Source organism: Streptomyces sp. NPDC050439 (assembly GCF_040655335.1).
Lineage (GTDB): Bacteria > Actinomycetota > Actinomycetes > Streptomycetales > Streptomycetaceae > Streptomyces.
The window spans coordinates 488,819-510,653 of the sequence record NZ_JBFAJT010000005.1 but is presented as its reverse complement, the minus strand read 5'-3'; the positions used below and the strand labels follow the sequence as shown (position 1 = coordinate 510,653).

The window sequence follows — 21,835 nt, the reverse complement described above, 5'->3', positions numbered from 1 at the left end:
GCGCACCCAGGCCGGTGAGCCGCCGCAGCGGCATCGCCCGGCTCGGCCCGCTGCCCTGGATAGCGCCCGTCATCCTGCTGATCCTCGCCGTGGTCATCTGGCCGGTCGTCGAGCTGATCCGCACCTCGTTCCTCAACATCTCCATCGCCGGCATCGTGCGCGGCAGCGCGGGGACCGACAAGTACAAGAAGCTCTTCGAGGAGAGCGACTTCGGGGCGGTCCTGCTCTGGACGGTCATCTGGACCGTCGTCGTCGTGAGCGTGACGATGCTCCTCTCGCTGGCCCTCGCCCAGCTCTTCAACCAGAAGTTCCCCGGCCGCACCGTCACCCGCTGGGCGCTCATCGCGCCCTGGGCGGCATCCGTCCTGATGACCGCCATCGGCTTCAAGTGGATGCTCAACCAGACGGCGGGCGTGCTCAACACGCTGATGCTGGACCTCGGCCTCATCGACAAGTCCAAGGACTGGCTGGGCACACCGGAGACGGCCTGGCCCTGGATGATGGCCGTCGCCATCTTCGTGTCGCTGCCCTTCACCACGTACACGCTGCTCGCCGGTCTGCAGACCATCCCGCACGAGGTCTACGAGGCGTCGCGGATCGACGGGGCGAGCCCCTGGCAGACGTACCGGCACATCACGGTGCCGATGCTGCGGCCCGCGTTCCTGGTCGGCGTGGTCATCAACCTCATCAACGTCTTCAACTCCTTCCCGATCATCTGGGCCATGACGCAGGGCGGCCCCGGCTATGACACCTCCACGACCATGGTGTTCATGTACAAGTTGAAGGAGACCGACATCGGTGAATCCGCCGCCATGTCCGTGGTCAACTTCGCGATGGTCGTCGTGCTCGTGCTGATCTTCCTGAAGGTCAGCCGCTGGAACGAGGAGGACTGATGGCCACCGCGACCCAGACCCGCGCGGGGTCCCCGAAGAGTCCCGCGCCCCGGCCCAAGGCCAAGCGCACGTTCCGGCCGCGCACCCTGGTCATCACCGTGGTCGCCTGGGCGCTCGCGGCGATCTTCCTGGCTCCGTACCTGGAGATGGTGATCACCGCGCTCCGTCCCAAGAGCGAGCTGCGGGACCGGACCTACCTGCCGAGCAACCTGGAGTGGTCGAACTTCATCGAGGTCTGGAAGGAGTCGGAGCTCGGCCAGAACCTGCAGGTGACCCTGCTCGTCGCGGGCGGGGCGACGCTCCTGGTGCTCCTGGTCTCGCTGCCCGCCGCGTACTACACGGCGCGCATGCGCTACCGCGGGCGCAAGGCCTTCCTGCTCCTCGTCCTGATCACCCAGATGTTCCAGCCCACCGCCCTCCTGGTCGGCCTCTACCGCGAGTTCCACCAGCTGGACATGCTCAACTCGGTCTGGACGCTGATCATCACGAACGCGGCGTTCAACCTCGCGTTCGCGGTGTGGATCCTGACCGCCTACATCGGCTCCATCCCGAAGGAGCTGGAGGAGGCGGCCATGGTGGACGGCACCAGCCGCTTCGGGGCGATGGTGAAGGTGACGCTGCCGCTAGCGCTGCCGGGCGTCGTGACCGCGGTGATCTTCACTTTCATCACCTCGTGGAACGAGTTCGTGATGGGCCTCACGCTCACCACCGAGCCCGACAAGCAGCCGCTGACCGTCGGCATCAACAACTTCATCGGCGCCTACACCGTGGAGTGGAACTACCTCTTCGCGGCCTCCGTGGTGGCGATCGTGCCGGTCATCGTGCTCTTCGCCTTCATCGAACGGCACGTGGTCTCGGGTCTCACCGCGGGCTCGGTCAAGTAACAGATCGGCCCGTACAGGCCGGGTCTGGGTGGTTTGGGGTGCATCCTCGCCACTTGGACCCGGCCTGTCCCGCTGTTCAAGAGTGCCGATTTGGGTCAAGGACTTGACTGCGCCAACCCGTTCAGCAGAGCTTGGAGTTCACAACTTGTACGGGCAGCGACGTCGCTGTTACGTCATACGGAAAAGGGTGGCTGAGTCAATGGAGACTCCGGGGTCGCAGTCGTCGCTGCACCGGGCCAATCTCGAGCGGGTCGTACGTGCCGTACGGCTCGCCGGATCGCTCACTCAGGCGGAGATCGCCAGGACGACGGGACTGTCCGCGGCCACGGTCTCCAACATCGTCCGGGAGCTCAAGGACGGCGGAACGGTCGAGGTCACGCCCACCTCGGCAGGCGGTCGCAGGGCCCGCAGCGTCTCGCTCAGCGGCGACGCGGGCATCGTCATCGGCGTGGACTTCGGTCATACGCACCTGCGCGTGGCGGTGGGGAACCTCGCCCACCAGGTGCTCGCCGAGGAGTCCGAGCCGCTGGACGTGGACGCGTCGGCCGCGCAGGGCTTCGACCGCGCCGAACAGCTGGTCAGCAGGCTGATCGGGGTGACCGGCGTGGACCGCGCGAAGATCGCGGGCATCGGCCTCGGCGTGCCGGGACCCATCGACGTGGAGTCCGGGACGCTCGGCTCGACGTCGATCCTGCCGGGCTGGACGGGCACCAAGCCCGCGGAGGAGCTCAAGGACCGCCTCGGCGTCCCCGTGCACGTCGACAACGACGCCAACCTCGGCGCGCTCGGCGAGCTGGTCTGGGGCAGCGGCCGCGGGGTCAAGGACCTGGCGTACATCAAGGTCGCGAGCGGTGTCGGCGCCGGTCTGGTGATCAGCGGACGGATCTACCGCGGCCCCGGCGGCACCGCCGGCGAGATCGGGCACATCACCCTGGACGAGTCGGGTCCGGTCTGCCGCTGCGGCAACCGCGGCTGCCTGGAGACCTTCGCGGCGGCCCGCTATGTGCTGCCGCTGCTCCAGTCCAGCCACGGCACCGAGCTGACCATGGAGCGCGTGGTCGCCCTGGCGCGCGAGGGAGACCCCGGCTGCCGTCGGGTGATCGCCGACGTCGGCCGTCACATCGGCAGCGGTGTGGCGAACCTCTGCAATCTCCTGAACCCCAGCAGGGTCGTCCTCGGCGGTGACCTCGCGGAGGCCGGTGAGCTGGTCCTGGGGCCCATCAGGGAGTCCGTCGGGCGCTACGCGATCCCCAGCGCCGCCCGGCAGCTTTCCGTCCTTCCTGGGGCCCTGGGCGGCCGCGCGGAGGTGCTCGGGGCGCTGGCTCTCGCACTCAGCGAAATGGGCGATTCGACCCTTTTGGACGGCTCTCTGCCTGCCACCGCACCTGCCTTCACTTAGATAACGCATGGCACCGTTGTCATCTCGTTAAGGATTTACTCCTTGACGCTGGTGTGGCGGCCGAGTTGACTTCGAGCCACCTCGGCCGCAACGACGCGGCCACGTCAGGGAGGTTCCCGAATGAACACGCGTATGCGTCGTGCCGCCGTTGCCGTTGCCGCCACCACCATGGCCGTCACCCTTGCTGCCTGTGGCAGCGCCAAGGAGTCCGGCGGTGACAAGGATGAAGCGGGCTCCGGCTCGAAGAAGGGCGACGCGCTGAACATAGGTCTGCTCCTGCCGGAGAACCAGACCGCGCGTTACGAGAAGTTCGACAAGCCGCTGATCGAGAAGCACGTCAAGGAGCTGACCGACGGCAAGGCCAAGGTCACCTACGCCAACGCCAAGCAGGACGCGACCGTACAGAACCAGCAGGCCGACACCATGATCACCAACAAGGTGGACGTGCTGATCGTGGACGCGGTGGACTCCAAGGCCATCGCCGGTTCGGTCAAGAAGGCCAAGGACGCGGGCATCCCGGTCGTGGCGTACGACCGCCTCGCCGAGGGCCCCATCGACGCGTACACCTCCTTCGACAACGAAGAGGTCGGCCGCGTCCAGGGCAAGGCCCTGCTCGAAGCCCTCGGGGACAAGGCCAAGGGCGGCCAGATCGTGATGATGAACGGCGCGATCACCGACCCGAACGCCAAGCTCTTCAAGAAGGGCGCCGAGTCGGTGCTCAAGGGCAAGGTCAAGGTCGGCAAGTCGTACGACACCAAGGAGTGGAAGCCGGAGAACGCCAACGCCAACATGGAGGGCGCGATCTCGGCCCTCGGCAAGGGCAAGATCGACGGCGTCTACTCCGCCAACGACGGCATGGCGGGCGGCATCATCACCGCCCTCAAGGCCGCCGGCATCAGCAAGCTCCCGCCGGTCACCGGTCAGGACGCCGAACTCGCCGGTGTGCAGCGCATCGTCGCGGGCGAGCAGTTCATGAGCGTCTACAAGTCCTACCCGGCGGAGGCCAAGGTCGCCGCGGAGATGGCCGTCGCGCTCGGCAAGGGCGAGAAGCTCGACTCGATCGCCAAGACGACCGTCGACAGCCCCACCGCCAAGGACGTTCCCACGGTGCTCGTGCCGGTCGTCTCGCTGACCGACAAGAACATCAAGGAGACCGTCATCAAGGACGGGATCTACGCGGTCGACGAGATCTGCACCGCGAAGTACAAGGCCGACTGCGCCAAGGTCGGCCTGAAGTAAGTCCCCGCTTGGAGGTAAGTCCCCGTTTCCACCCGGGACTTCACCGCCATTGAGGCCCTGTCCGGCGCCCCGTTCCAACAGCCCCGCAGCTCTAGGCGGGGCGCCGGACAGAAACGCGCTCCCGTCGCGTGCAGGTCTTCTCGTTCTTCTCGTTCTCTTCTGTTCAACCTCCCGCCGGTCAGGCGGCGAAGGAGATGGTTCACGTGTCCGCTACGCCCGTGTTGGCGTTGCGCGGGGTCTCCAAGCGATTCGGTGCCGTCCAGGCGCTCACCGACGTCGAGCTTGAGGTCCACGCCGGTGAGGTGGTCGCCCTGGTCGGCGACAACGGCGCAGGAAAGTCCACGCTGGTCAAGACGATCGCCGGCGTGCATCCCATCGATGACGGCGTCATCGAGTGGGAGAGCAAGGCCGTATCGATCAACAAGCCGCACGACGCCCAGAACCTGGGCATCGCGACCGTCTACCAGGACCTCGCGCTGTGCGACAACATCGACGTCGTCGGCAATCTCTACCTCGGTCGTGAGCTGCGCAGGCGCGGTGTGCTCAACGAGGTCGAGATGGAGCGCCGCGCCCGCGAGCTCCTCACCACGCTGTCGATCCGCATACCCAGCGTCCGCATCCCGATCGCCTCGCTCTCCGGCGGTCAGCGCCAGACGGTGGCGATCGCCCGCTCGATGCTCGGCGAGCCCAAGCTCGTCATCCTCGACGAGCCCACGGCGGCGCTCGGCGTGGAGCAGACCGCCCAGGTCCTCGACCTGGTGGAGCGGCTGCGCGAGCGTGGCCACGCGGTCATTCTCATCAGCCACAACATGGCGGACGTCAAGGCCGTCGCGGACAAGGTGGCGGTGCTCCGGCTCGGCCGGAACAACGGCGTCTTCGACGTGAAGTCCACCTCGCAGGAAGAGATCATCTCCGCCATCACGGGCGCCACGGACAATGCCGTGACCCGTCGCGCGGCGCGCAATGGGGAGGCCCAGAAGTGAGCAGCATCGACAAGACCTCCACGCCCGGCGACGCGCCCGTCGACGCCCCGGCGGCCGCCGCGGACGCCGTCACCGCGGTGGACCCGCGCCTCCTCGTCCGCGAGCAGGGCTTCGCGGGCTACATCACCGAGTTCAAGCGCAAGATGCGCGCCGGTGACCTGGGCTCCATCCCGGTCGTCGCGGGCCTCATCATCATCTGGGCGATCTTCGCCTCGATGAACTCGCGCTTCATGACCGCGGAGAACCTCAGCAACATCTCCGTCGCCATGGTCGGCACCGGCATGATCGCCGTCGGCATCGTCTTCGTGCTGCTGCTCGGCGAGATCGACCTGTCGGTCGGCTCGGTCAGCGGTGTCGCGGGCGCGGTCGCCGCCGTGCTCGCCGTCACGCACGGTGCGCCCGAGTGGATCGCGCTGATCGTCGCCGTCCTCTCCGGCACGGTCATCGGCACCATCCACGGCTTCTTCTTCGCGCGCATCGGCGCCCCGGCGTTCGCCGTCACCCTGGCAGGCCTGCTGTTCTGGCAGGGCTTCATGCTTCAGATCCTGGGTGACAACGGCACCATCAACCTGGACTCCGAAGGCCTGATCGCCAAGCTGACCTCGTACTACTTCACGGACGTCGCCGCCGCCTACGGCCTCGCGGTCGTCGCGGTCGCGGCCTTCTTCCTCTCCTCCTTCCTGGACAGCCGCCGCCGCGATGCGGCCGGTGTCCCCTCCAGGCCGCTGAGCGAGATCATCGTCCGTACCGCGGTCCTGGCCGTGGTGGCCTTCGCCGCCGCGATCATGTTCAACCAGTACAAGGGCCTGCCCCTCGCCCTGGTGATCTTCCTGGTGGTCCTGGTCGGCACCGACTTCGTGCTCCGCCGCACCGGCTACGGCCGCAAGGTCTTCGCCCTCGGCGGCAGCGTCGAGGCGTCCCGCCGCGCGGGCATCAACGTCACCCTGATCCGTACGTCGGTCTACGCGATCGCCGGTACGTTCGCGGCGGCGGGCGGCCTCTTCATGGCCTCCAAGATCGCCGCGGCCAACCAGGGCGCCGGCACCGGTGACCTCCTGATGAACGCCATCGCGGCGGCCGTCATCGGCGGCACCAGCCTCTTCGGAGGCCGCGGCCGCACCTGGAACGCCCTCCTGGGTGTCATGGTCATCACCTCGATCCAGTACGGCCTGGCGCTCGAAGGCATCGCGACGCCGGTCCAGTACATGATCACCGGTGGCGTACTGCTCGCCACGGTCGTGATCGACTCCGTGACGCGCAAGACCCAGAAGACGGCAGGCCGCGCCTGACCTGCCAAAACCCAGAGCAGAGCTGCCCGGTACCGCAAAGGAGCGGTGCCGGGCAGCTCTCTGTGCGGGGTCCGGACACCGCCGATCGCGTGACGTGGAACTCACGGCCCGGACGCCGTCCGCGACGGCGGAACATTAGACTCAACAGGCCCGGCAACAATCCGGTCAACGCTTGAACAGCTCTACTGCAAGGAGGCACGGGTGCCGCTGCTGACCCGCATCAGGGGACCGCGCGATCTGGACCGGCTCAGCCCGGAGGAGCTGAACCAGCTGGCCGGCGAGATCCGCGCCTTCCTCGTCGACGCAGTGTCCAAGACCGGCGGCCACCTCGGCCCCAACCTCGGCGTGGTCGAGCTCACGATCGCCATGCACCGGGTCTTCGACTCCCCGCAGGACAAGGTCCTCTTCGACACCGGCCACCAGAGCTACGTGCACAAGCTGCTCACCGGCCGCCAGGACTTCGCCAAGCTGCGCACCAAGGGCGGCATCTCCGGCTATCCCTCGCGCGCCGAGTCCGACCACGACGTGATCGAGAACTCGCACGCCTCGACGGTCCTCGGCTGGGCCGACGGCCTCGCCAAGGCCAACGAGGTCCAGGGCAAGGACGACCACGTCGTCGCCGTCATCGGTGACGGCGCACTCACCGGCGGCATGGCCTGGGAGGCGCTGAACAACATCGCCGCCGCCAAGGACCGCCCCCTAGTGATCGTCGTCAACGACAACGAGCGTTCGTACGCCCCGACCATCGGCGGCCTCGCGGACCACCTGGCGACCCTGCGCACCACCGACGGCTACGAGCGCTTCCTGGCCCGCGGCAAGGACTTCCTGGAGCGCACCCCGGTCGTCGGCAGGCCCCTGTACGAGACGCTGCACGGCGCGAAGAAGGGCCTCAAGGACTTCATCGCCCCGCAGGGCATGTTCGAGGACCTCGGCCTGAAGTACGTCGGCCCGATCGACGGCCACGACATCGAGGCCCTGGAGTCCGCCCTGGTGCGCGCCAAGCGCTTCGGCGGCCCGGTCATCGTGCACTGCATCACCGAGAAGGGCCGCGGCTACAAGCCCGCCCTGGAGGACGAGGCCGACCACTTCCACGCCGTCGGCGTCATCCACCCCGACACGGGCCTGCCCATCGCCGCCTCCGGCATGGACTGGACGTCCGTCTTCGGCGAGGAGATGGTCAAGCTCGGCCGGGAGCGCGAGGACATCGTCGCGATCACCGCCGCGATGCTGCAGCCGGTGGGCCTGAAGAAGTTCGCCGAGGAGTTCCCCGACCGGGTCTACGACGTGGGCATCGCCGAGCAGCACGCGGCCGTGTCGGCGGCGGGCCTGGCCACCGGCGGCCTGCACCCCGTCTTCGCGGTGTACGCGACCTTCCTCAACCGCGCCTTCGACCAGCTCCTGATGGACGTCGCCCTGCACAAGTGCGGCGTCACCTTCGTCCTGGACCGGGCCGGGGTCACCGGCACGGACGGCGCCTCGCACAACGGCATGTGGGACATGTCGATCCTGCAGTGCGTGCCGACCCTGCGCATCGCCGCCCCGCGCGACGCCGACCAGGTCCGCCTCCAGCTGCGCGAGGCCGTCGAGGTCGACGACGCCCCGACCGTCGTGCGCTACTCCAAGGGCGCGGTCGGCCCGGCGGTCAAGGCCGTCGGCAAGGTCGGCGGCATGGACGTCCTGCGCAAGGCGGGCACCAACCGCCCCGACGTTCTCCTGGTCTCCGTGGGCGCGCTGGCTCCCATGTGCCTGGAGATCGCGGACCTCCTGAACAAGCAGGGCATCACGACGACGGTCGTGGACCCCCGTTGGGTCAAGCCCGTCGACGAGGCGCTCGCCCCGCTCGCCGAGCAGCACCGCGTGGTCGTCACCGTCGAGGACAACTCCCGCGCGGGAGGCGTCGGTTCGGCCGTCTCCCAGGCCCTGCGCGACGCGGGCGTCGACGTACCGCTGCGTGACTTCGGCATCCCGCCGCGCTTCCTGGACCACGCCTCGCGCAAGGAGATCATGGCCGAGATCGGCCTGACAGCCCCGGACATCTCCCGTCAGGTGACCGGTCTGGTGGCCAAGCTGGACGGCCGGTACGAGCGCACGGCCGCCGTGGACTCCGTCGAGGCGGGGGAGCCCGCCCGCGACTGACGTCAACGCGCACCGCCGATGGGCCGGTTCCCACACCCTGTACGGGTGGTGGAACCGGCCCATTCGCGTGAATAGGCTCGCGCCACGGCCAACGGGGTACTCGCCCTCTCGATCATGTCGAGGACGACAAGCGTGGAGGTACGTCCGTGGCAAGCAGCCTTTTCAGAACGAAGAGCATCGAGCAGTCCATCCAGGACACCGAGGAGCCGGAGCACGCGCTCAAGAAGTCGCTGTCCGCCCTCGACCTCACGGTCTTCGGCGTCGGCGTCGTCATCGGCACCGGCATCTTCGTGCTGACCGGGGCGGTGGCCAAGGAGACCGCGGGGCCCGCCACCGCGATCGCCTTCGCCGTCGCCGGTGTCGTCTGCGCCCTCGCGGCGCTCTGCTACGCGGAGTTCGCCTCCACCGTGCCGGTGGCGGGATCGGCGTACACCTTCTCGTACGCCTCGCTCGGCGAGCTGCCCGCCTGGACCATCGGCTGGGACCTGGTGCTCGAATTCGCGCTCGGCACGGCGGTGGTCGCCGTCGGCTGGTCCGGCTATGTGCGCTCGCTGATGGACAACGCGGGCTGGGAGCTGCCCGCGGCGCTCTCCGGGCCCGATGCCGCCGATGGCTTCAGCTTCGACATCCTCGCCACCGCGCTGGTGCTCGTCCTGACGGTCGTCCTGGTCCTCGGGATGAAGCTCTCCGCCCGCGTCACCACGGTCATCGTCGCCATCAAGGTGGCCGTCGTCCTGATCGTCATCATCGCGGGCGCCTTCTTCATCGACACGGACAACTACAAGCCGTTTATCCCCAAGGCCCAGGAAGTGCCCGCCGGCAACAGCATCGATTCCCCGCTCATCCAGCTGATGTTCGGGTACGCGCCGACCAACTTCGGTGTCCTCGGCATCTTCACGGCCGCCTCCATCGTCTTCTTCGCCTTCATCGGCTTCGACATCGTGGCGACCGCGGCCGAGGAGACCAAGCTGCCCCAGCGGGACATGCCGCGCGGCATCCTCGGCTCGCTCCTCATCTGCACCGTCCTGTACGTCGCCGTGTCGATCGTCGTCACGGGCATGCAGCACTACAGCGAACTGTCCGTGGACGCCCCGCTCGCCGACGCCTTCAAGGCCACCGGGCATCCCTTCTACGGCGGTGTGATCAGCTTCGGCGCCGCCGTCGGCCTCACCACCGTCTGCATGATCCTGCTGCTCGGCCAGACCCGCGTCTTCTTCGCGATGAGCCGTGACGGACTGCTGCCCCGGTTCTTCTCCCACGTCCACCCGAAGTACCGCACGCCGCACCGCCCGACCATCCTGCTCGGTGTCCTCATCGCGATCCTGGCGGGCTTCACCAGCCTCGACGAGCTCGCCGAGCTGGTGAACATCGGCACCCTCTTCGCCTTCGTCGTGGTCGCCCTGAGCGTCATCATCCTGCGCCGCACCCGCCCCGACCTGCCCCGCGCCTTCCGCACCCCGCTGGTGCCGCTGGTGCCCATCCTCTCGGTGGCGGCCTCGGTGTGGCTGATGCTGAACCTGCCCGCCGAGACCTGGCTGCGGTTCGGCATCTGGATGGCGCTCGGCTTCGTCGTGTACTTCGTGTACGGGCGCACGCACAGCCGGCTCGGCCGGCGGGGCGAGCAGCAGACCGGTGACGTCCGGTAATCGCATCGGTCGACTTCCGGCCAATCGTCCGGCCCCGTATGTCCCGATCTGACGGGAACTGCGGGGCCGGATAGCGTGCACCTCATGCTCGCCGAGCCCTCCGCATCACCACGCTCCGTACACGGGCCGCGGCTGCCGCGCCCGCGCGCGGAGCGGGCCCCCGCGGCGTACTGGCCGCGTCTGCTGCCGCTCCTGGCCGCACTGGCCTGCGTCACCCGTGTCCCTTCCTTCCGGTGGCCGCTGTGGAGCCCGGACGAGGGCTATCTCGCCGTCCAGGCAAGGATGTTGGCCGACGGGGGAGAGCTCTACGAAACCGTCGTCGACCGCAAGCCGCCGCTCGTCCCCTGGCTGTACGAGGCGGCGTTCGCGCTCTTCGGCGACGCCACGCTGCTTCCGCTGAAAGTGCTCGCGGTCGCGGCCCAGCTCCTGACCGCCGTCCTCCTCGTCTGTGTCGCGAGGCGACGCTGGGGCGACGGCGCGGGCCGTACGGCGGGCGTCCTCTACCTCCTCGTCTCGGTCGGCCTGAACCCCGAGGACGCCCAGGCGGCCACCTTCGAGGTCTTCATGCTGCCGTGCACCGCGGCCGCCCTCTGGTGCGCGGACCGGCGCCGCTGGGGAGCGGCGGGCGCCGCGGTGGCCTGTGCGTTCCTGGTCAAGCAGACCGGGGGCGCCGTCCTGGTGCCGGTGGTGTGGCTGCTGTGGCAGGCGGGCGGCGCCCGAAAGGACGTGCTGCGCCTGGGGATCGGGCTGTGCGGGCCCGTCCTCGTCGTGGCCGCGGTCACCGACCCCGCGGGGTTCCTGTTCTGGACGGTGACGGGGTCGGGGGCGTACGCCTCCTTCACCGGCTCCGAACTCCACGTGCTCCTGCGCGGGTTGACCAACGCGGCGATCCTCGCCGCGGCCTGCGCCGGGATCATCCCGCCTGTCGTACGCGTCCTGCGCATCGCCCGCACCGGCTCGACGGAACTGTGGCTCTGGCTCGCCTCGTCGGCGGGAGCCGTCCTCGTCGGCTTCCACTTCTTCGGCCACTACTACCTGCAACTGACGCCGCCGCTGGCCCTGTTGGGCACGGCGGCGCTGCAGATCCTGCCCCGCGAGCGCACGTGGACGGCGCTCTCGGTCTCGGCAGCGGCCTGCGTGCTCTTCCTGACCTGGGGGATGCTGGCGCCGCGCCCCGAACTGGCGCACGCCACGCGCCTCGCGGAGACCGTCCGGGCGCTGACGTCACCCCAGGACACGGTGCTGTTCTGGGGGATACACCCGGAGGCGTACTGGCTCGCCGACCGCCCTCCCGCGAGCCGCTACCTCACGGCGGGGCTGCTCACCAACTACAGCGGCGGCAGGAACGGGCCGCAGGTGGGCGAAAGATACGCGGTCGACGGCACCTGGAAGACCTTCCGCCACGAACTGACCGAGCACCCACCGGCCATCATCGTCGACGACTCCCGAGGCAAACCCTTCACCCCAAACCGCCTGCCCTCACTGCGCCGGGCCCTGGCCGTCGGCTATGAGCCGGTGGCGAGGGTGGGGGGAGCGGTGGTGTACGCACGGGCCAAGCACTGAGCGAAACGCGAGACTGCCGACCAGAAACCCAACCCCGAAGCCCCACCACCCCGCGCCCGCCGGTCCGCGGTCCGCTCCGGCCCCCGCGCGGCGCACAACGGACGGGCCGCAGGAAAGCCGCGGTCCCCACCGGGACTTGCGCGCGCGGCCCCGCGCCTGTCGAGGTTGCGGGCCGGTCTGGTCCCCGTGCGGTGCACGATGGTTTGGTCGTAGGGAAACTGCGGGCCTCAGCGGGACCTGCGCGCGTCGCCCCGCGCCCGCCTGTCTGCGGTCCGGACCAGCCCCCGTGCGGTGCACGACGGGCGGGCCGCAGGAAAGCCGCGGGCGCGCCACCGGGACCTGCGCGCGCGGCCCCGCGCCTGTCGCGTCTGCGGGCGGGTCTGGTCCCCGTGCCGTGCGCGACGGACGGGCCGCAGGAAAGCCGCGGGCCTCGCCGGGACCTGCGCGTGCCGCCCCGCGCCTGTCGAGGTTGCGGGCTGGTCCCGTCCCCATGCGGTGCACGACGGGCGGGTGGTGCGAGAACTGCGTACCCTGCCAGAACCTGCGCGTGCCGCCGCACCCCTCGTGGGGCGGCCGGGCCGCGAGAGGTCAGCTGTCGCGTACCGTTCGGGGGCCCACGGACTCCGCGCCCGTTTCGCCCACCCTGCGGCGCAGCTCGCGGTCGGCTGTGACGACCACGCAGGGGCGGCCCTCGGCCTCGGCGGCCAGTTCCACGATGCGGTCGTCGCCGCTGCCGGGTGCGGGGACCACGCGTACGCCCTCGACGGACTCGACACCCCGGGCGGCGCCCTCGACGACGAGCACGACGTCCAGCGGCCCCGGATGCCCCGCGATGCCCTCGTCGGCGTACGCGACGAGCCGGTCCCGCAGCCGCTCGGCGGCCCCGTGCCGGTCGCGCCACCAGCCGTCGGGCACCGAGCCGACGACGTTGGCGGCGTCCACGACGAGGAGAGTTCTCATGGCGCCACCCTGGCACACCGCAAACGTAGACTGACCGAGCCGGAGAAACGCACGCCCACAGGAAGGTCCGCGCCGAGTCATGCCGCAGAGGTCCGCCCCCAGGCCCGAGCGGGAATCCTCCCGCCCGACGGCCTCCGCCGCCGTCCACGTGGCGAGCGGCACCCTCGCGACCGCCCGCTGGCTGCTGCGCGGCAAGGACGGCAGGCTCACCGCCTACGCCCGCTCGGCGGACGGCCTGCTGCGCTGGACGGAGACCCGCCCCGGCGGCCCCGACTGGACGGGCCCCGACCTCTTCGAGACACCGCACCTGACCCACCTGACCCTGGCACAGGGCGCCGACGGATACGTCCACTTCGTCGCCCTCCGCAAGGTCCCCAAGGACGGCGGCACGGAGGTGGACGTCGTGCACGCCGTCCAGTACCAGTCGGGCCGCCCGCTCATGGACTGGCGCTCGCTCGGCAACCCGCACACCAAGATGGTCGAGCGCGCCCCGCACCTCGGCGCACCGACCGCCGCCGTGGACGCCTCCGGCACGGTCCACGTCTTCGTGCGCGACGCGGTGAACAGCGTCCGGCTGCGGCGCGAGGGCAAGGGCGGCAAGTGGGAGGGCTGGAAGGACTTCAAGGTCCGCGAGGTCCTTGACGGCATCACGGCGCTCGCCACCTCCACCGGCCGCGTGGAGGTCTTCGGCCCGGCCGAGAACAAGACGCTGCACTGGACCCAGGAGAAGCAGGGCGCCGAGTTCCAGCGCACCGACGACATCCCGCTGCCCCCGGCCCCCGGCTCGGGCACGGCCCTGGAGACGGCCCAGGACCGCCTCACGTACTACGCCACCGACGCCCGCGGCAGGGGAGTCCTCGCGCACCGCTCGGACGCCGAGGACGCGCGACCGCTCGGCGGAGCCCCGGAGACAGGCCCCACGGCGGCCCTGCGCGCGACGATAGAGGGCCACGACTGCACGGTCCTCGCCCACCGGGGCGCCGACGGCCGTCCGGTCATCGCGGCCTACCCCACCCAGGACGAGCAGGCGGGCGCCTGGTGGGCCGCCACCGGCGAACCCTGCCTGGGCTCCCCGGCGTTGGCGCTGGACGCCCAGGACCGCGTGGTCATGGCGACCATCGGCCTCGACGGCACGCTGCGGCTCGCGCGGCAGAAGGCGGAGTCGGGGCTCGCGCTCGACGCGTGGACGCGCGTGTAGCCGGACGACCCGTATAGCCGGACGGCCGCAGAAACGGGCGATGCCCGGCCACCCTTTCGGGCGGCCGGGCATCACCCGTATACGGAGGTGCTACGCGGGAACGCTGGCCACGCCCGGCGCCAGGAACCGCTTGCCGGTGACGCGCTCGCTGACACCCTCACGGTCCAGGTACGGCGTGATGCCGCCCAGGTGGAAGGGCCAGCCGGCGCCGGTGATCAGGCACAGGTCGATGTCCTGCGCCTCGGCGACGACACCCTCGTCGAGCATGAGGCCGATCTCCTGCGCCACGGCGTCGAGCACGCGGTCGCGGGTCTGCTCCTCGGTCAGGACGGTGTCGCCCTGCTTGAGGAGAGCGGCGACCTCGGGGTCCAGCTCCGGCTTGCCGGAGTCGTAGGCGTAGAAGCCGCGCTTGCCGGCCTTGACGACCGCCGCGAGGTTCGGCGAGACGGTGAAACGCTCGGGGAAGGCGCGGTTGAGCGTCTCGGACACGTGCAGACCGATGGCGGGACCGACCAGCTCCAGAAGCACCAGCGGCGACATCGGCAGACCGAGCGGCTCGACGGCCTTCTCGGCGACGGCGACCGGGGTGCCCTCGTCGATGACGTTCTGGATCTCGCCCATGAAGCGGGTGAGGATGCGGTTCACGACGAACGCCGGGGCGTCCTTCACCAGGACCGCGGTCTTCTTCAGCTTCTTGGCGACACCGAAGGCCGTCGCAAGCGAGGCGTCGTCCGTCTGCTCGCCGCGCACGATCTCCAGGAGCGGGAGGATCGCGACGGGGTTGAAGAAGTGGAAGCCGACGACCCGCTCGGGGTGCTTCAGCTTCGACGCCATCTCGGAGACCGAGAGCGAGGAGGTGTTGGTGGCGAGGATGGCGTGCGCCGGAGCGACCGCCTCGACCTCCGCGAACACCTGCTGCTTGACGCCGATCTCCTCGAAGACGGCCTCAATGATGAAGTCGGCGTCGGAGAAGCCCTCGGCCTTGTCGAGCACGCCGGAGACGAGCCCCTTCAGGCGGTTGGCCTTGTCCTGGTTGACGCGGCCCTTGAGGAGAAGCTTGTCGATCTCCTCGTGGACGTAGCCCACACCCTTGTCGACGCGCGCCTGGTCGATGTCGGTCAGCACGACCGGCACCTCAAGACGGCGCAGGAACAGGAGGGCGAGCTGCGAGGCCATCAGACCGGCACCGACGACGCCGACCTTGGTGACCGGACGCGCCAGGTTCTTGTCGGGCGCACCGGCAGGCCGCTTCGCACGCTTCTGCACGAGGTTGAACGCGTAGATGCCACTGCGCAGTTCACCACCCATGATGAGGTCGGCGAGCGCGACATCCTCCGCGTCGAAGCCCTTCTGCAGGTCACCGTCCTTGGCGGCCTCGATGATCTCCAGGGCGCGGTAGGCGGCGGGGGCCGCACCGTGCACCTTGGAGTCCGCGATGCCACGGCCACGCGCGACAGCGGCGTCCCAGCCCTCGCCGCGGTCGATCTCGGGACGGACGACCTCGACCGAGCCATTGAGGACGGAGGCCGTCCAGATCAGCGACTGCTCCAGGAAGTCGGCGCCCTCGAAGAGCGCGTCGGCGATGCCGAGCTCGAAGACCTGCTTGCCCTTGAGCTGACGGTTCTGGTTCAGCGAGTTCTCGATGATGACCGAGACCGCGCGGTCCGCACCGATGAGGTTGGGAAGCAGCGCACAGCCGCCCCAGCCCGGTACGAGACCGAGGAAGACCTCGGGCAGCGAGAAGGCGGGCAGCGCCTTGGAGACGGTGCGGTACGAGCAGTGCAGACCGACCTCGACGCCACCGCCCATCGCGGCACCGTTGTAGTACGCGAAGGAGGGAACGGCGAGTCCGGAGAGCCGCTTGAAGACCTCGTGACCGCCCTTGCCGATGGCGAGCGCGTCTTCGTGACGCTTCAGGATCTCGACGCCCTTGAGGTCGGCGCCGACGGCGAAGATGAACGGCTTGCCGGTGACACCGACACCGACGATCGTGCCCTCGGCCGCCTCCTTCTCGACCTGGTCGATCGCGGCGTTCAGGTTCGCGAGCGAACCCGGGCCGAAGGTGGTCGGCTTGGTGTGGTCGAAGCCGTTGTCGAGCGTGATGAGCGCGAAGCGCCCGGCGCCCGCGGGCAGGTCGAGGTGGCGTACGTGCGCCTGCGTGACGACCTCGTCCGGGAACAGCTCGGCCGCGCCCTTCAGAAGCTCCGTGGTGGAGCTGGTGGAGCTGCTCACTTGTCGCCTCCGGCGTCCTTGTGGTTCGGGTTCTCCCAGATGACGGTGGCGCCCATGCCGAAGCCGACGCACATCGTGGTCAGGCCGTAGCGGACGTCCGGCTGCTCCTCGAACTGCCGCGCCAGCTGCGTCATCAGACGCACGCCGGAGGAGGCGAGGGGGTGGCCGTAGGCGATGGCGCCGCCGTACTGGTTCACGCGGGTGTCGTCGTCCGCGATGCCGTAGTGCTCCAGGAAGGCGAGCACCTGCACGGCGAAGGCCTCATTGATCTCGAAGAGACCGATGTCGGAGATGGAGAGCCCGGCCTGGGCGAGAGCCTTCTCGGTGGCGGGGATCGGTCCATACCCCATGACCTCAGGCTCAACACCGGCGAAGGAGTAAGACACAAGCCGCATCTTGACCGGAAGGTTGTTCTCCCGGGCGAAGTCCTCGGAGGCGATGATCGAGGCGGTGGCGCCGTCGTTGAGGCCCGCGGCGTTACCGGCGGTGACGCGACCGTGCGTACGGAACGGCGTCTTGAGCCCGGCAAGGCTCTCCAGGGTCGTACCCGGCCGCATCGGCTCATCGGCGGTGGCAAGCCCCCACCCAGTCTCCCCGGCTTCCTCATTGGTCCGCCGTACGGAGACGGGGACGAGGTCCTGCTGGATCTTGCCGTTGGCGTACGCCTTGGCGGCCTTCTCCTGCGAGCGCACGGCGTACTCGTCGGCGCGCTGCTTGGTGATCGTGGGGTACCGGTCGTGCAGGTTCTCGGCGGTCATGCCCATGAAGAGGGCGGACTCGTCGACGAGCTTCTCGCTCACGAACCGCGGGTTCGGGTCGACGCCCTCGCCCATGGGGTGGCGGCCCATGTGCTCGACGCCACCGGCGATGACGGCGTCGTACGCGCCGAATGCGATGGAGCCGGCGGTAGCCGTGACGGCGGTCAGGGCGCCCGCACACATGCGGTCGATGGAGTAACCCGGCACGGACTGGGGCAGGCCCGCCAGGATGCCGGCGGTGCGGCCCAGCGTCAGACCCTGGTCGCCGATCTGCGTGGTCGCGGCGATGGCGACCTCGTCGATCTTGGCGGGGTCGAGGGCCGGGTTACGGCGAAGGAGCTCCCGGATGGCCTTCACGATGAGGTCATCCGCACGGGTCTCGTGGTAGATGCCCTTCGGGCCCGCCTTGCCGAACGGGGTGCGGACGCCATCAACGAAGACGACGTCCCTGACGGTACGAGGCACGATGGCTCTCCTCCAGGGTGCGGGTGCGCCTGCCGGCGCGCTTCCGCGTTCCATGCTACTTGCCGGTAACTATGCGGCCAAGAGCTGCCGCGCGCTGCTACGGGGTTGCGAAGGTCACACTTGGGGGTGGGCCTCGCCCCACCCACCCGCGGGGAGCTTCGCAAGACCAGCGGTTGTGTCGGTCACCGGGGCCGTCCGGTTGTCCCGAGGTTGGTGGTTCCGATCCGGGAGCCAAGGGCGCTCCTCCGTCGCGTCGGCTACGCCGACTTGGCGGAACAGGCCGCCCCCGCCACCGCGAAGTCGGGCATATCGACCCCCCGGCCAACGCATGCAAGAAAGTCTCACCCAGACCCGATCCACCCGCGTGGGGCGTGGGATTTTCAAGCAATCGGCTGCGAATTGCCGCCCATTGCGCTCTCGGCACCCCGCCAGCCTGGCCCAGCAGTCCCACCGCCCCCAAATGTCACGCCGCTGTCCCGCCCGGCAGCCCGCCACTGCTCAGGCGCGACGCGCCAGCCAGCAGCCGCTCGCCAAACAGGCACCCCTCCCCGAACCAGCCGCGCACCGGTCCCCTGCCGGTCGCCCCCGACGAACCGGTCCGCACTCGCTTGACGAAACCGGCACCCATCCCCGAAGCTCCCGCGCACCGCCGTCCCCACCGGTCGCCCTCGGCGAACCAGTCCGCACTCGGCACGTAAACCCCGTCCAAGAAGCAGCCCTGGTCGAGAGTCTCGCCCCTGAGGCCGTTCGGTCGTCTTCCCTCGCGTGGTGGAGGGACGGGTGTCAAGGGTGGAGCGCAGCGGAATCGGCGTAGCCGACGCGACGCAGGAGCGCCCTTGACTCCCGGCCCGGAACCACCAACCTCGGGACAACCGGACGGCCCCGGTCACCGACACAACCCCCGGTCCGGCGAAGCCCCCCGGCCCGCAGTCACCAGAGGCGCACCGGAACCCCTCCGCCCACCGCACCTACCGCAGAACACCCCTCGCCCCGCCCCGCGGCAAACCACGGTCAGGCCATGGCCAAGCCGTTCTCACGCCGGGGCGGGGCCGAAGCTTGGCGAAGCCCAGCCACCCCGCCCCCGCCCCCGCCCCACCCCAACCGCTCAAGCCGGACTGAGCGCACTCACCAACGCCGGCGTCACCTGGGTGATCTGCCAGCGGCGGGCGCCATGTGCGGCCAAGGCTTCGGCGACCGTCTCCGGGTCCACCTGAGCCGGTGGCTCCCAGCAGACGCGGCGGACCGTGTCCGGGGTGATCAGGTTCTCCTGGGGCATGTTCAGCTCCTCCGCCAGGGCGGAGACAGCCGCCCGCGCCGCCGAGAGGCGCGCCGCGGCGGCCGGGTCGCGGTCCGCCCAGGAGCGGGGCGGCGGGGGCCCGGAGACGGCCGCTCCGGGCTGCGGAAGCTCGGAGTCGGGCAGGGCCTTGGCCCGGTCCACCGCGGCCTGCCACTGTTCGAGCTGACGGCGCCCCATGCGATGACCGAAGCCGGTGAGCCCGGAGAGCGCGTGCACGTTGGGCGGAAGCCCCAGCGCCGCCTCCACGATCGCACCGTCACTGAGCACCTTGCCGGGCGACACGTCACGCCGTTGCGCGACGCGATCACGCGCGGTCCACAGCTCCCGTACGACCGCCATCTGGCGACGGCGCCGTACCTTGTGCATGCCCGACGTGCGCCGCCAGGGATCGACCCGCGGCGGCGCCGGCGGCGCGGAGGAGATCGCGTCGAACTCCTCGCGGGCCCACTCCAGCTTGCCCTGCCGGTCGAGCTCCTTCTCCAGCGCGTCCCGCAGGTCCACGAGCAGCTCGACGTCCAGCGCCGCGTACCGCAGCCAGGGGTCGGGCAGCGGCCGCGTCGACCAGTCGACCGCCGAGTGCCCCTTCTCCAGGACGAAGCCGAGCACGCCCTCGACCATCGCGCCGAGGCCGACCCGGGGGAATCCCGCGAGGCGCCCCGCGAGCTCCGTGTCGAAGATGCTGGTGGGGATCATGCCTATTTCGCGGAGGCAGGGAAGATCCTGCGTGGCCGCGTGGAGGACCCACTCGGCTCCGGAGATCGCCTCGCCGAGCCCCGACAGGTCGGGGCACGCGACAGGGTCGATCAACGTACTGCCCGCGCCCTCCCTGCGCAGCTGTACGAGGTAGGCACGCTGGCCGTACCGATAGCCGGACGCACGTTCGGCGTCCACGGCCACGGGGCCACTGCCTGCCGCGAACGCGGCGATCACCTCTGCGAGGGCGGTCTCGTCGGCGACCACCGGGGGGATGCCATCACGCGGCTCGTCCAAAGGGATCGGCGCCGTTTCGACGTCGTCCGGAGGGCCGCCTCCGGTGGTTCGCAGTGAGCTGTCTGCTGCGGTCTCTTGGGCGTCGGTCACCTGTCAAGGGTATCTGTGTATGCACAGCGCCCGTCGACGGAACGTTCCGTCGACGGGCGCGCGAGGGGTGTAAATGAGTCAGTGGATGATTCCGGTGCGCAGGGCCACCGCCACCATCCCGGCGCGGTCACCCGTGCCGAGCTTGCGCGCGATGCGGGCGAGGTGGCTCTTCACGGTCAGGGCGGAGAGCCCCATCGAGACACCGATGGCCTTGTTCGACTGACCCTCCGCGACGAGGCGGAGAACCTCCACCTCACGGCCGGACAGCTCTCGGTAGCCACCGGGGTGGCTGGGTGCGCCCGGCGGGCGGCGGTGCATTCGGGCGGCGGCCGAGCCGATGGGCGCGGCGCCGGGGCGGGTGGGGAGACCGACGTTGTTGCGGGTGCCGGTGACGACGTAGCCCTTGACGCCGCCCGCGAGGGCGTTGCGTACGGCACCGATGTCATCGGCGGCGGAGAGGGCGAGGCCGTTCGGCCAGCCCGCCGCGCGGGTTTCCGATAGGAGCGTCAGGCCGGAGCCGTCGGGGAGGTGGACGTCTGCGACGCAGATGTCACGGGGGTTGCCGATGCGGGGACGAGCCTCCGCGATCGACGAGGCCTCGATCACGTCGCGTACACCGAGGGCCCACAGGTGGCGGGTGACGGTGGAGCGGACGCGCGGGTCGGCCACGACGACCATGGCGGTCGGCTTGTTCGGGCGGTAGGCGACCAGGCTTGCGGGCTGCTCGAGGAGAACGGACACCAGGCCTCCTGGGGTGCGGGACTGAACCGGCTCGGGGATGAAGCCGGGACGAACCGTGCTTTCAAGGTCACCAACCTCTTCGGCATCAAACCCGCCCGCCTTTAGAGAATGATCACGATTTGGTGAGTAACAATTCGGGCGATTCGGACATGCGATCGATCATCCGAAGATCAACCCGAATCGCAGTCGTTCAGAATCGCTCATCCGCGTGATCGTCCGGTGTCCGTCCAGTACCCGTTCGGGTTCGTTCGGTGTTGTTCGAACCGCGCCCCACCGCCCGCCCCACCGCTCGCCCCGCCGCCGCCCCGCCGCCCGCCACGGCGTACGCCGCCGCCCATCACGGCGTCTGCGGCCCCCGTCGCTGCGGCAGCGACACCACGGAGCCGTCGCCTCCGTGCCCCTGGTTCACCGGCGGCAGCCCCGCGATCTGGCAGAGCAGATCGCACCACGCCGCGAGATGCGCCGCCGTGTCCGGTACGCCGCCTTGCCCCTCGCGCGGCGTCCACGACGCCCGGATCTCGATCTGCGAGGCGGGCGGCCGCTCGGCGAGCCCGCCGAAGTAGTGCGAACCCGCACGCGTGACGGTGCCGCTCGGCTCCCCGCAGGCCAGCCCGCGCGCCTGCAGCGCGCCCGTCAGCCAGGACCAGCAGACCTCCGGGAGCAGCGGATCCGCCGCCATCTCCGGTTCCAGTTCCGCGCGGACGAGCGTGACGAGGCGGAAGGTGCCCTGCCAGGCGTCATGTCCCGCCGGATCGTGCAGCAGGACGAGCCGTCCGTCCGCCAGATCCTCGTCGCCCTCGACCACCGCCGCCTCCAGGGCGTACGCATGCGGGGCGAGGCGCTGTGGCGGCCGCGTCGGGTCGATCTCGATCTCGGGCCGAAGCCGTGCCCCCCGCAGCGCGTCGACCGCCGCGCGAAAGGGCAACGGAGCCGAATCCGCCACCTTCCCCTCCGTACTTTCCATCTCGCCAGCGCCGTCCGACCGTTGTCCCTGAGCCGCAGCCATGCGGGGAAGATTAAGGGGAACGGCGGCTTCGTGCAGGGAGAGACACCCGTGAGAGGGGCCCCGGTC

The 21,835-nt window shown here is 70.0% G+C and carries 16 protein-coding genes; 10 read left to right on the top strand and 6 right to left on the bottom strand.

Going from position 1 to position 21,835, the window contains the following annotated elements; all coding sequences use genetic code 11:
• Positions 1-14 precede the first annotated feature (14 nt).
• From AB0I66_RS23410 to AB0I66_RS23370, 9 genes are all read left to right on the top strand, one after another.
• On the top strand, positions 15-893 hold the full coding sequence (locus AB0I66_RS23410) for a sugar ABC transporter permease (RefSeq protein ID WP_363209861.1): 879 nt from the start codon (positions 15-17) through the stop codon (positions 891-893).
• Positions 893-1,777 (top strand): carbohydrate ABC transporter permease, encoded by an 885-nt coding sequence (locus AB0I66_RS23405; RefSeq protein WP_363209860.1) that lies wholly within the window; start codon positions 893-895, stop codon positions 1,775-1,777. The genes AB0I66_RS23410 and AB0I66_RS23405 overlap by 1 nt, the downstream gene beginning before the upstream one ends.
• Before the next feature lie 199 nt (positions 1,778-1,976).
• Positions 1,977-3,176 (top strand): ROK family transcriptional regulator, encoded by a 1,200-nt coding sequence (locus tag AB0I66_RS23400; protein WP_363209859.1) that lies wholly within the window; start codon positions 1,977-1,979, stop codon positions 3,174-3,176.
• 120 nt (positions 3,177-3,296) lie between these two features.
• Positions 3,297-4,415 (top strand): sugar ABC transporter substrate-binding protein, encoded by a 1,119-nt coding sequence (locus AB0I66_RS23395; RefSeq protein WP_363209858.1) that lies wholly within the window; start codon positions 3,297-3,299, stop codon positions 4,413-4,415.
• A 194-nt stretch (positions 4,416-4,609) separates the two neighbouring features.
• Positions 4,610-5,398, top strand: coding sequence for an ATP-binding cassette domain-containing protein (locus AB0I66_RS23390; RefSeq protein ID WP_363209857.1), 789 nt, complete (start codon positions 4,610-4,612; stop codon positions 5,396-5,398).
• Entirely contained in the window at positions 5,395-6,687 is a 1,293-nt protein-coding gene (locus AB0I66_RS23385; protein WP_363209856.1) for a sugar ABC transporter permease, read from the top strand. Before AB0I66_RS23390 ends, AB0I66_RS23385 begins: the two co-directional genes overlap by 4 nt.
• Positions 6,688-6,888: 201 nt before the next feature.
• Positions 6,889-8,823, top strand: coding sequence for a 1-deoxy-D-xylulose-5-phosphate synthase (gene dxs / locus AB0I66_RS23380; protein ID WP_363209855.1), 1,935 nt, complete (start codon positions 6,889-6,891; stop codon positions 8,821-8,823).
• Positions 8,824-8,969: 146 nt separating this feature from the next.
• Positions 8,970-10,469, top strand: coding sequence for an amino acid permease (locus AB0I66_RS23375; protein ID WP_363209854.1), 1,500 nt, complete (start codon positions 8,970-8,972; stop codon positions 10,467-10,469).
• Between the two features lie 84 nt (positions 10,470-10,553).
• Entirely contained in the window at positions 10,554-12,032 is a 1,479-nt protein-coding gene (locus AB0I66_RS23370) for a glycosyltransferase family 39 protein (RefSeq protein ID WP_363209853.1), read from the top strand.
• Between the two features lie 588 nt (positions 12,033-12,620).
• On the opposite strand, the gene AB0I66_RS23365 is transcribed toward AB0I66_RS23370, so the two are convergent.
• A complete protein-coding gene (locus AB0I66_RS23365; protein ID WP_363209852.1) occupies positions 12,621-12,992 on the bottom strand; it encodes an NTP pyrophosphohydrolase in 372 nt (123 codons plus the stop codon).
• Positions 12,993-13,071: 79 nt separating this feature from the next.
• On the opposite strand from AB0I66_RS23365, the gene AB0I66_RS23360 reads away from it, so the two are divergent.
• Positions 13,072-14,190: a hypothetical protein gene (locus tag AB0I66_RS23360; RefSeq protein WP_363209851.1), complete on the top strand. Its 1,119-nt coding sequence runs from the start codon at positions 13,072-13,074 to the stop codon at positions 14,188-14,190.
• 90 nt (positions 14,191-14,280) lie between these two features.
• On the opposite strand, the gene AB0I66_RS23355 is transcribed toward AB0I66_RS23360, so the two are convergent.
• The 5 genes from AB0I66_RS23355 to AB0I66_RS23335 form a co-directional block, all read right to left on the bottom strand.
• Positions 14,281-16,422, bottom strand: coding sequence for a 3-hydroxyacyl-CoA dehydrogenase NAD-binding domain-containing protein (locus tag AB0I66_RS23355; RefSeq protein WP_363209850.1), 2,142 nt, complete (start codon positions 16,420-16,422; stop codon positions 14,281-14,283).
• Positions 16,419-17,645, bottom strand: coding sequence for an acetyl-CoA C-acyltransferase (locus tag AB0I66_RS23350; protein WP_363209849.1), 1,227 nt, complete (start codon positions 17,643-17,645; stop codon positions 16,419-16,421). The genes AB0I66_RS23355 and AB0I66_RS23350 overlap by 4 nt, the downstream gene beginning before the upstream one ends.
• Positions 17,646-18,750: 1,105 nt before the next feature.
• Entirely contained in the window at positions 18,751-20,022 is a 1,272-nt protein-coding gene (locus AB0I66_RS23345) for a ribonuclease D (RefSeq protein WP_363209848.1), read from the bottom strand.
• Between the two features lie 78 nt (positions 20,023-20,100).
• The gene (locus AB0I66_RS23340; RefSeq protein ID WP_160507754.1) at positions 20,101-20,763 is read right to left on the bottom strand and encodes a response regulator transcription factor; all 663 of its coding nucleotides are present in this window, start codon (positions 20,761-20,763) and stop codon (positions 20,101-20,103) included.
• A gap of 337 nt (positions 20,764-21,100) precedes the next feature.
• Positions 21,101-21,769, bottom strand: a complete 669-nt coding sequence (locus AB0I66_RS23335; protein ID WP_363209847.1) for a DUF3000 domain-containing protein — start codon at positions 21,767-21,769, stop codon at positions 21,101-21,103.
• Positions 21,770-21,835 lie beyond the last annotated feature (66 nt).

What these genes read in the sequence shown, in the direction of transcription:
- AB0I66_RS23370 (WP_363209853.1), top strand. Translation starts at nt 10,554, where the DNA reads ATGCTCGCCGAGCCCTCCGCATCACCACGCTCCGTACACGGGCCGCGG.
- AB0I66_RS23395 (WP_363209858.1), top strand. Translation starts at nt 3,297, where the DNA reads ATGAACACGCGTATGCGTCGTGCCGCCGTTGCCGTTGCCGCCACCACC.
- AB0I66_RS23390 (WP_363209857.1), top strand. Translation starts at nt 4,610, where the DNA reads ATGGTTCACGTGTCCGCTACGCCCGTGTTGGCGTTGCGCGGGGTCTCC.
- AB0I66_RS23365 (WP_363209852.1), bottom strand. Translation starts at nt 12,992, where the DNA reads ATGAGAACTCTCCTCGTCGTGGACGCCGCCAACGTCGTCGGCTCGGTG.
- AB0I66_RS23400 (WP_363209859.1), top strand. Translation starts at nt 1,977, where the DNA reads ATGGAGACTCCGGGGTCGCAGTCGTCGCTGCACCGGGCCAATCTCGAG.
- AB0I66_RS23335 (WP_363209847.1), bottom strand. Translation starts at nt 21,769, where the DNA reads ATGGCTGCGGCTCAGGGACAACGGTCGGACGGCGCTGGCGAGATGGAA.
- AB0I66_RS23405 (WP_363209860.1), top strand. Translation starts at nt 893, where the DNA reads ATGGCCACCGCGACCCAGACCCGCGCGGGGTCCCCGAAGAGTCCCGCG.
- AB0I66_RS23360 (WP_363209851.1), top strand. Translation starts at nt 13,072, where the DNA reads ATGCCGCAGAGGTCCGCCCCCAGGCCCGAGCGGGAATCCTCCCGCCCG.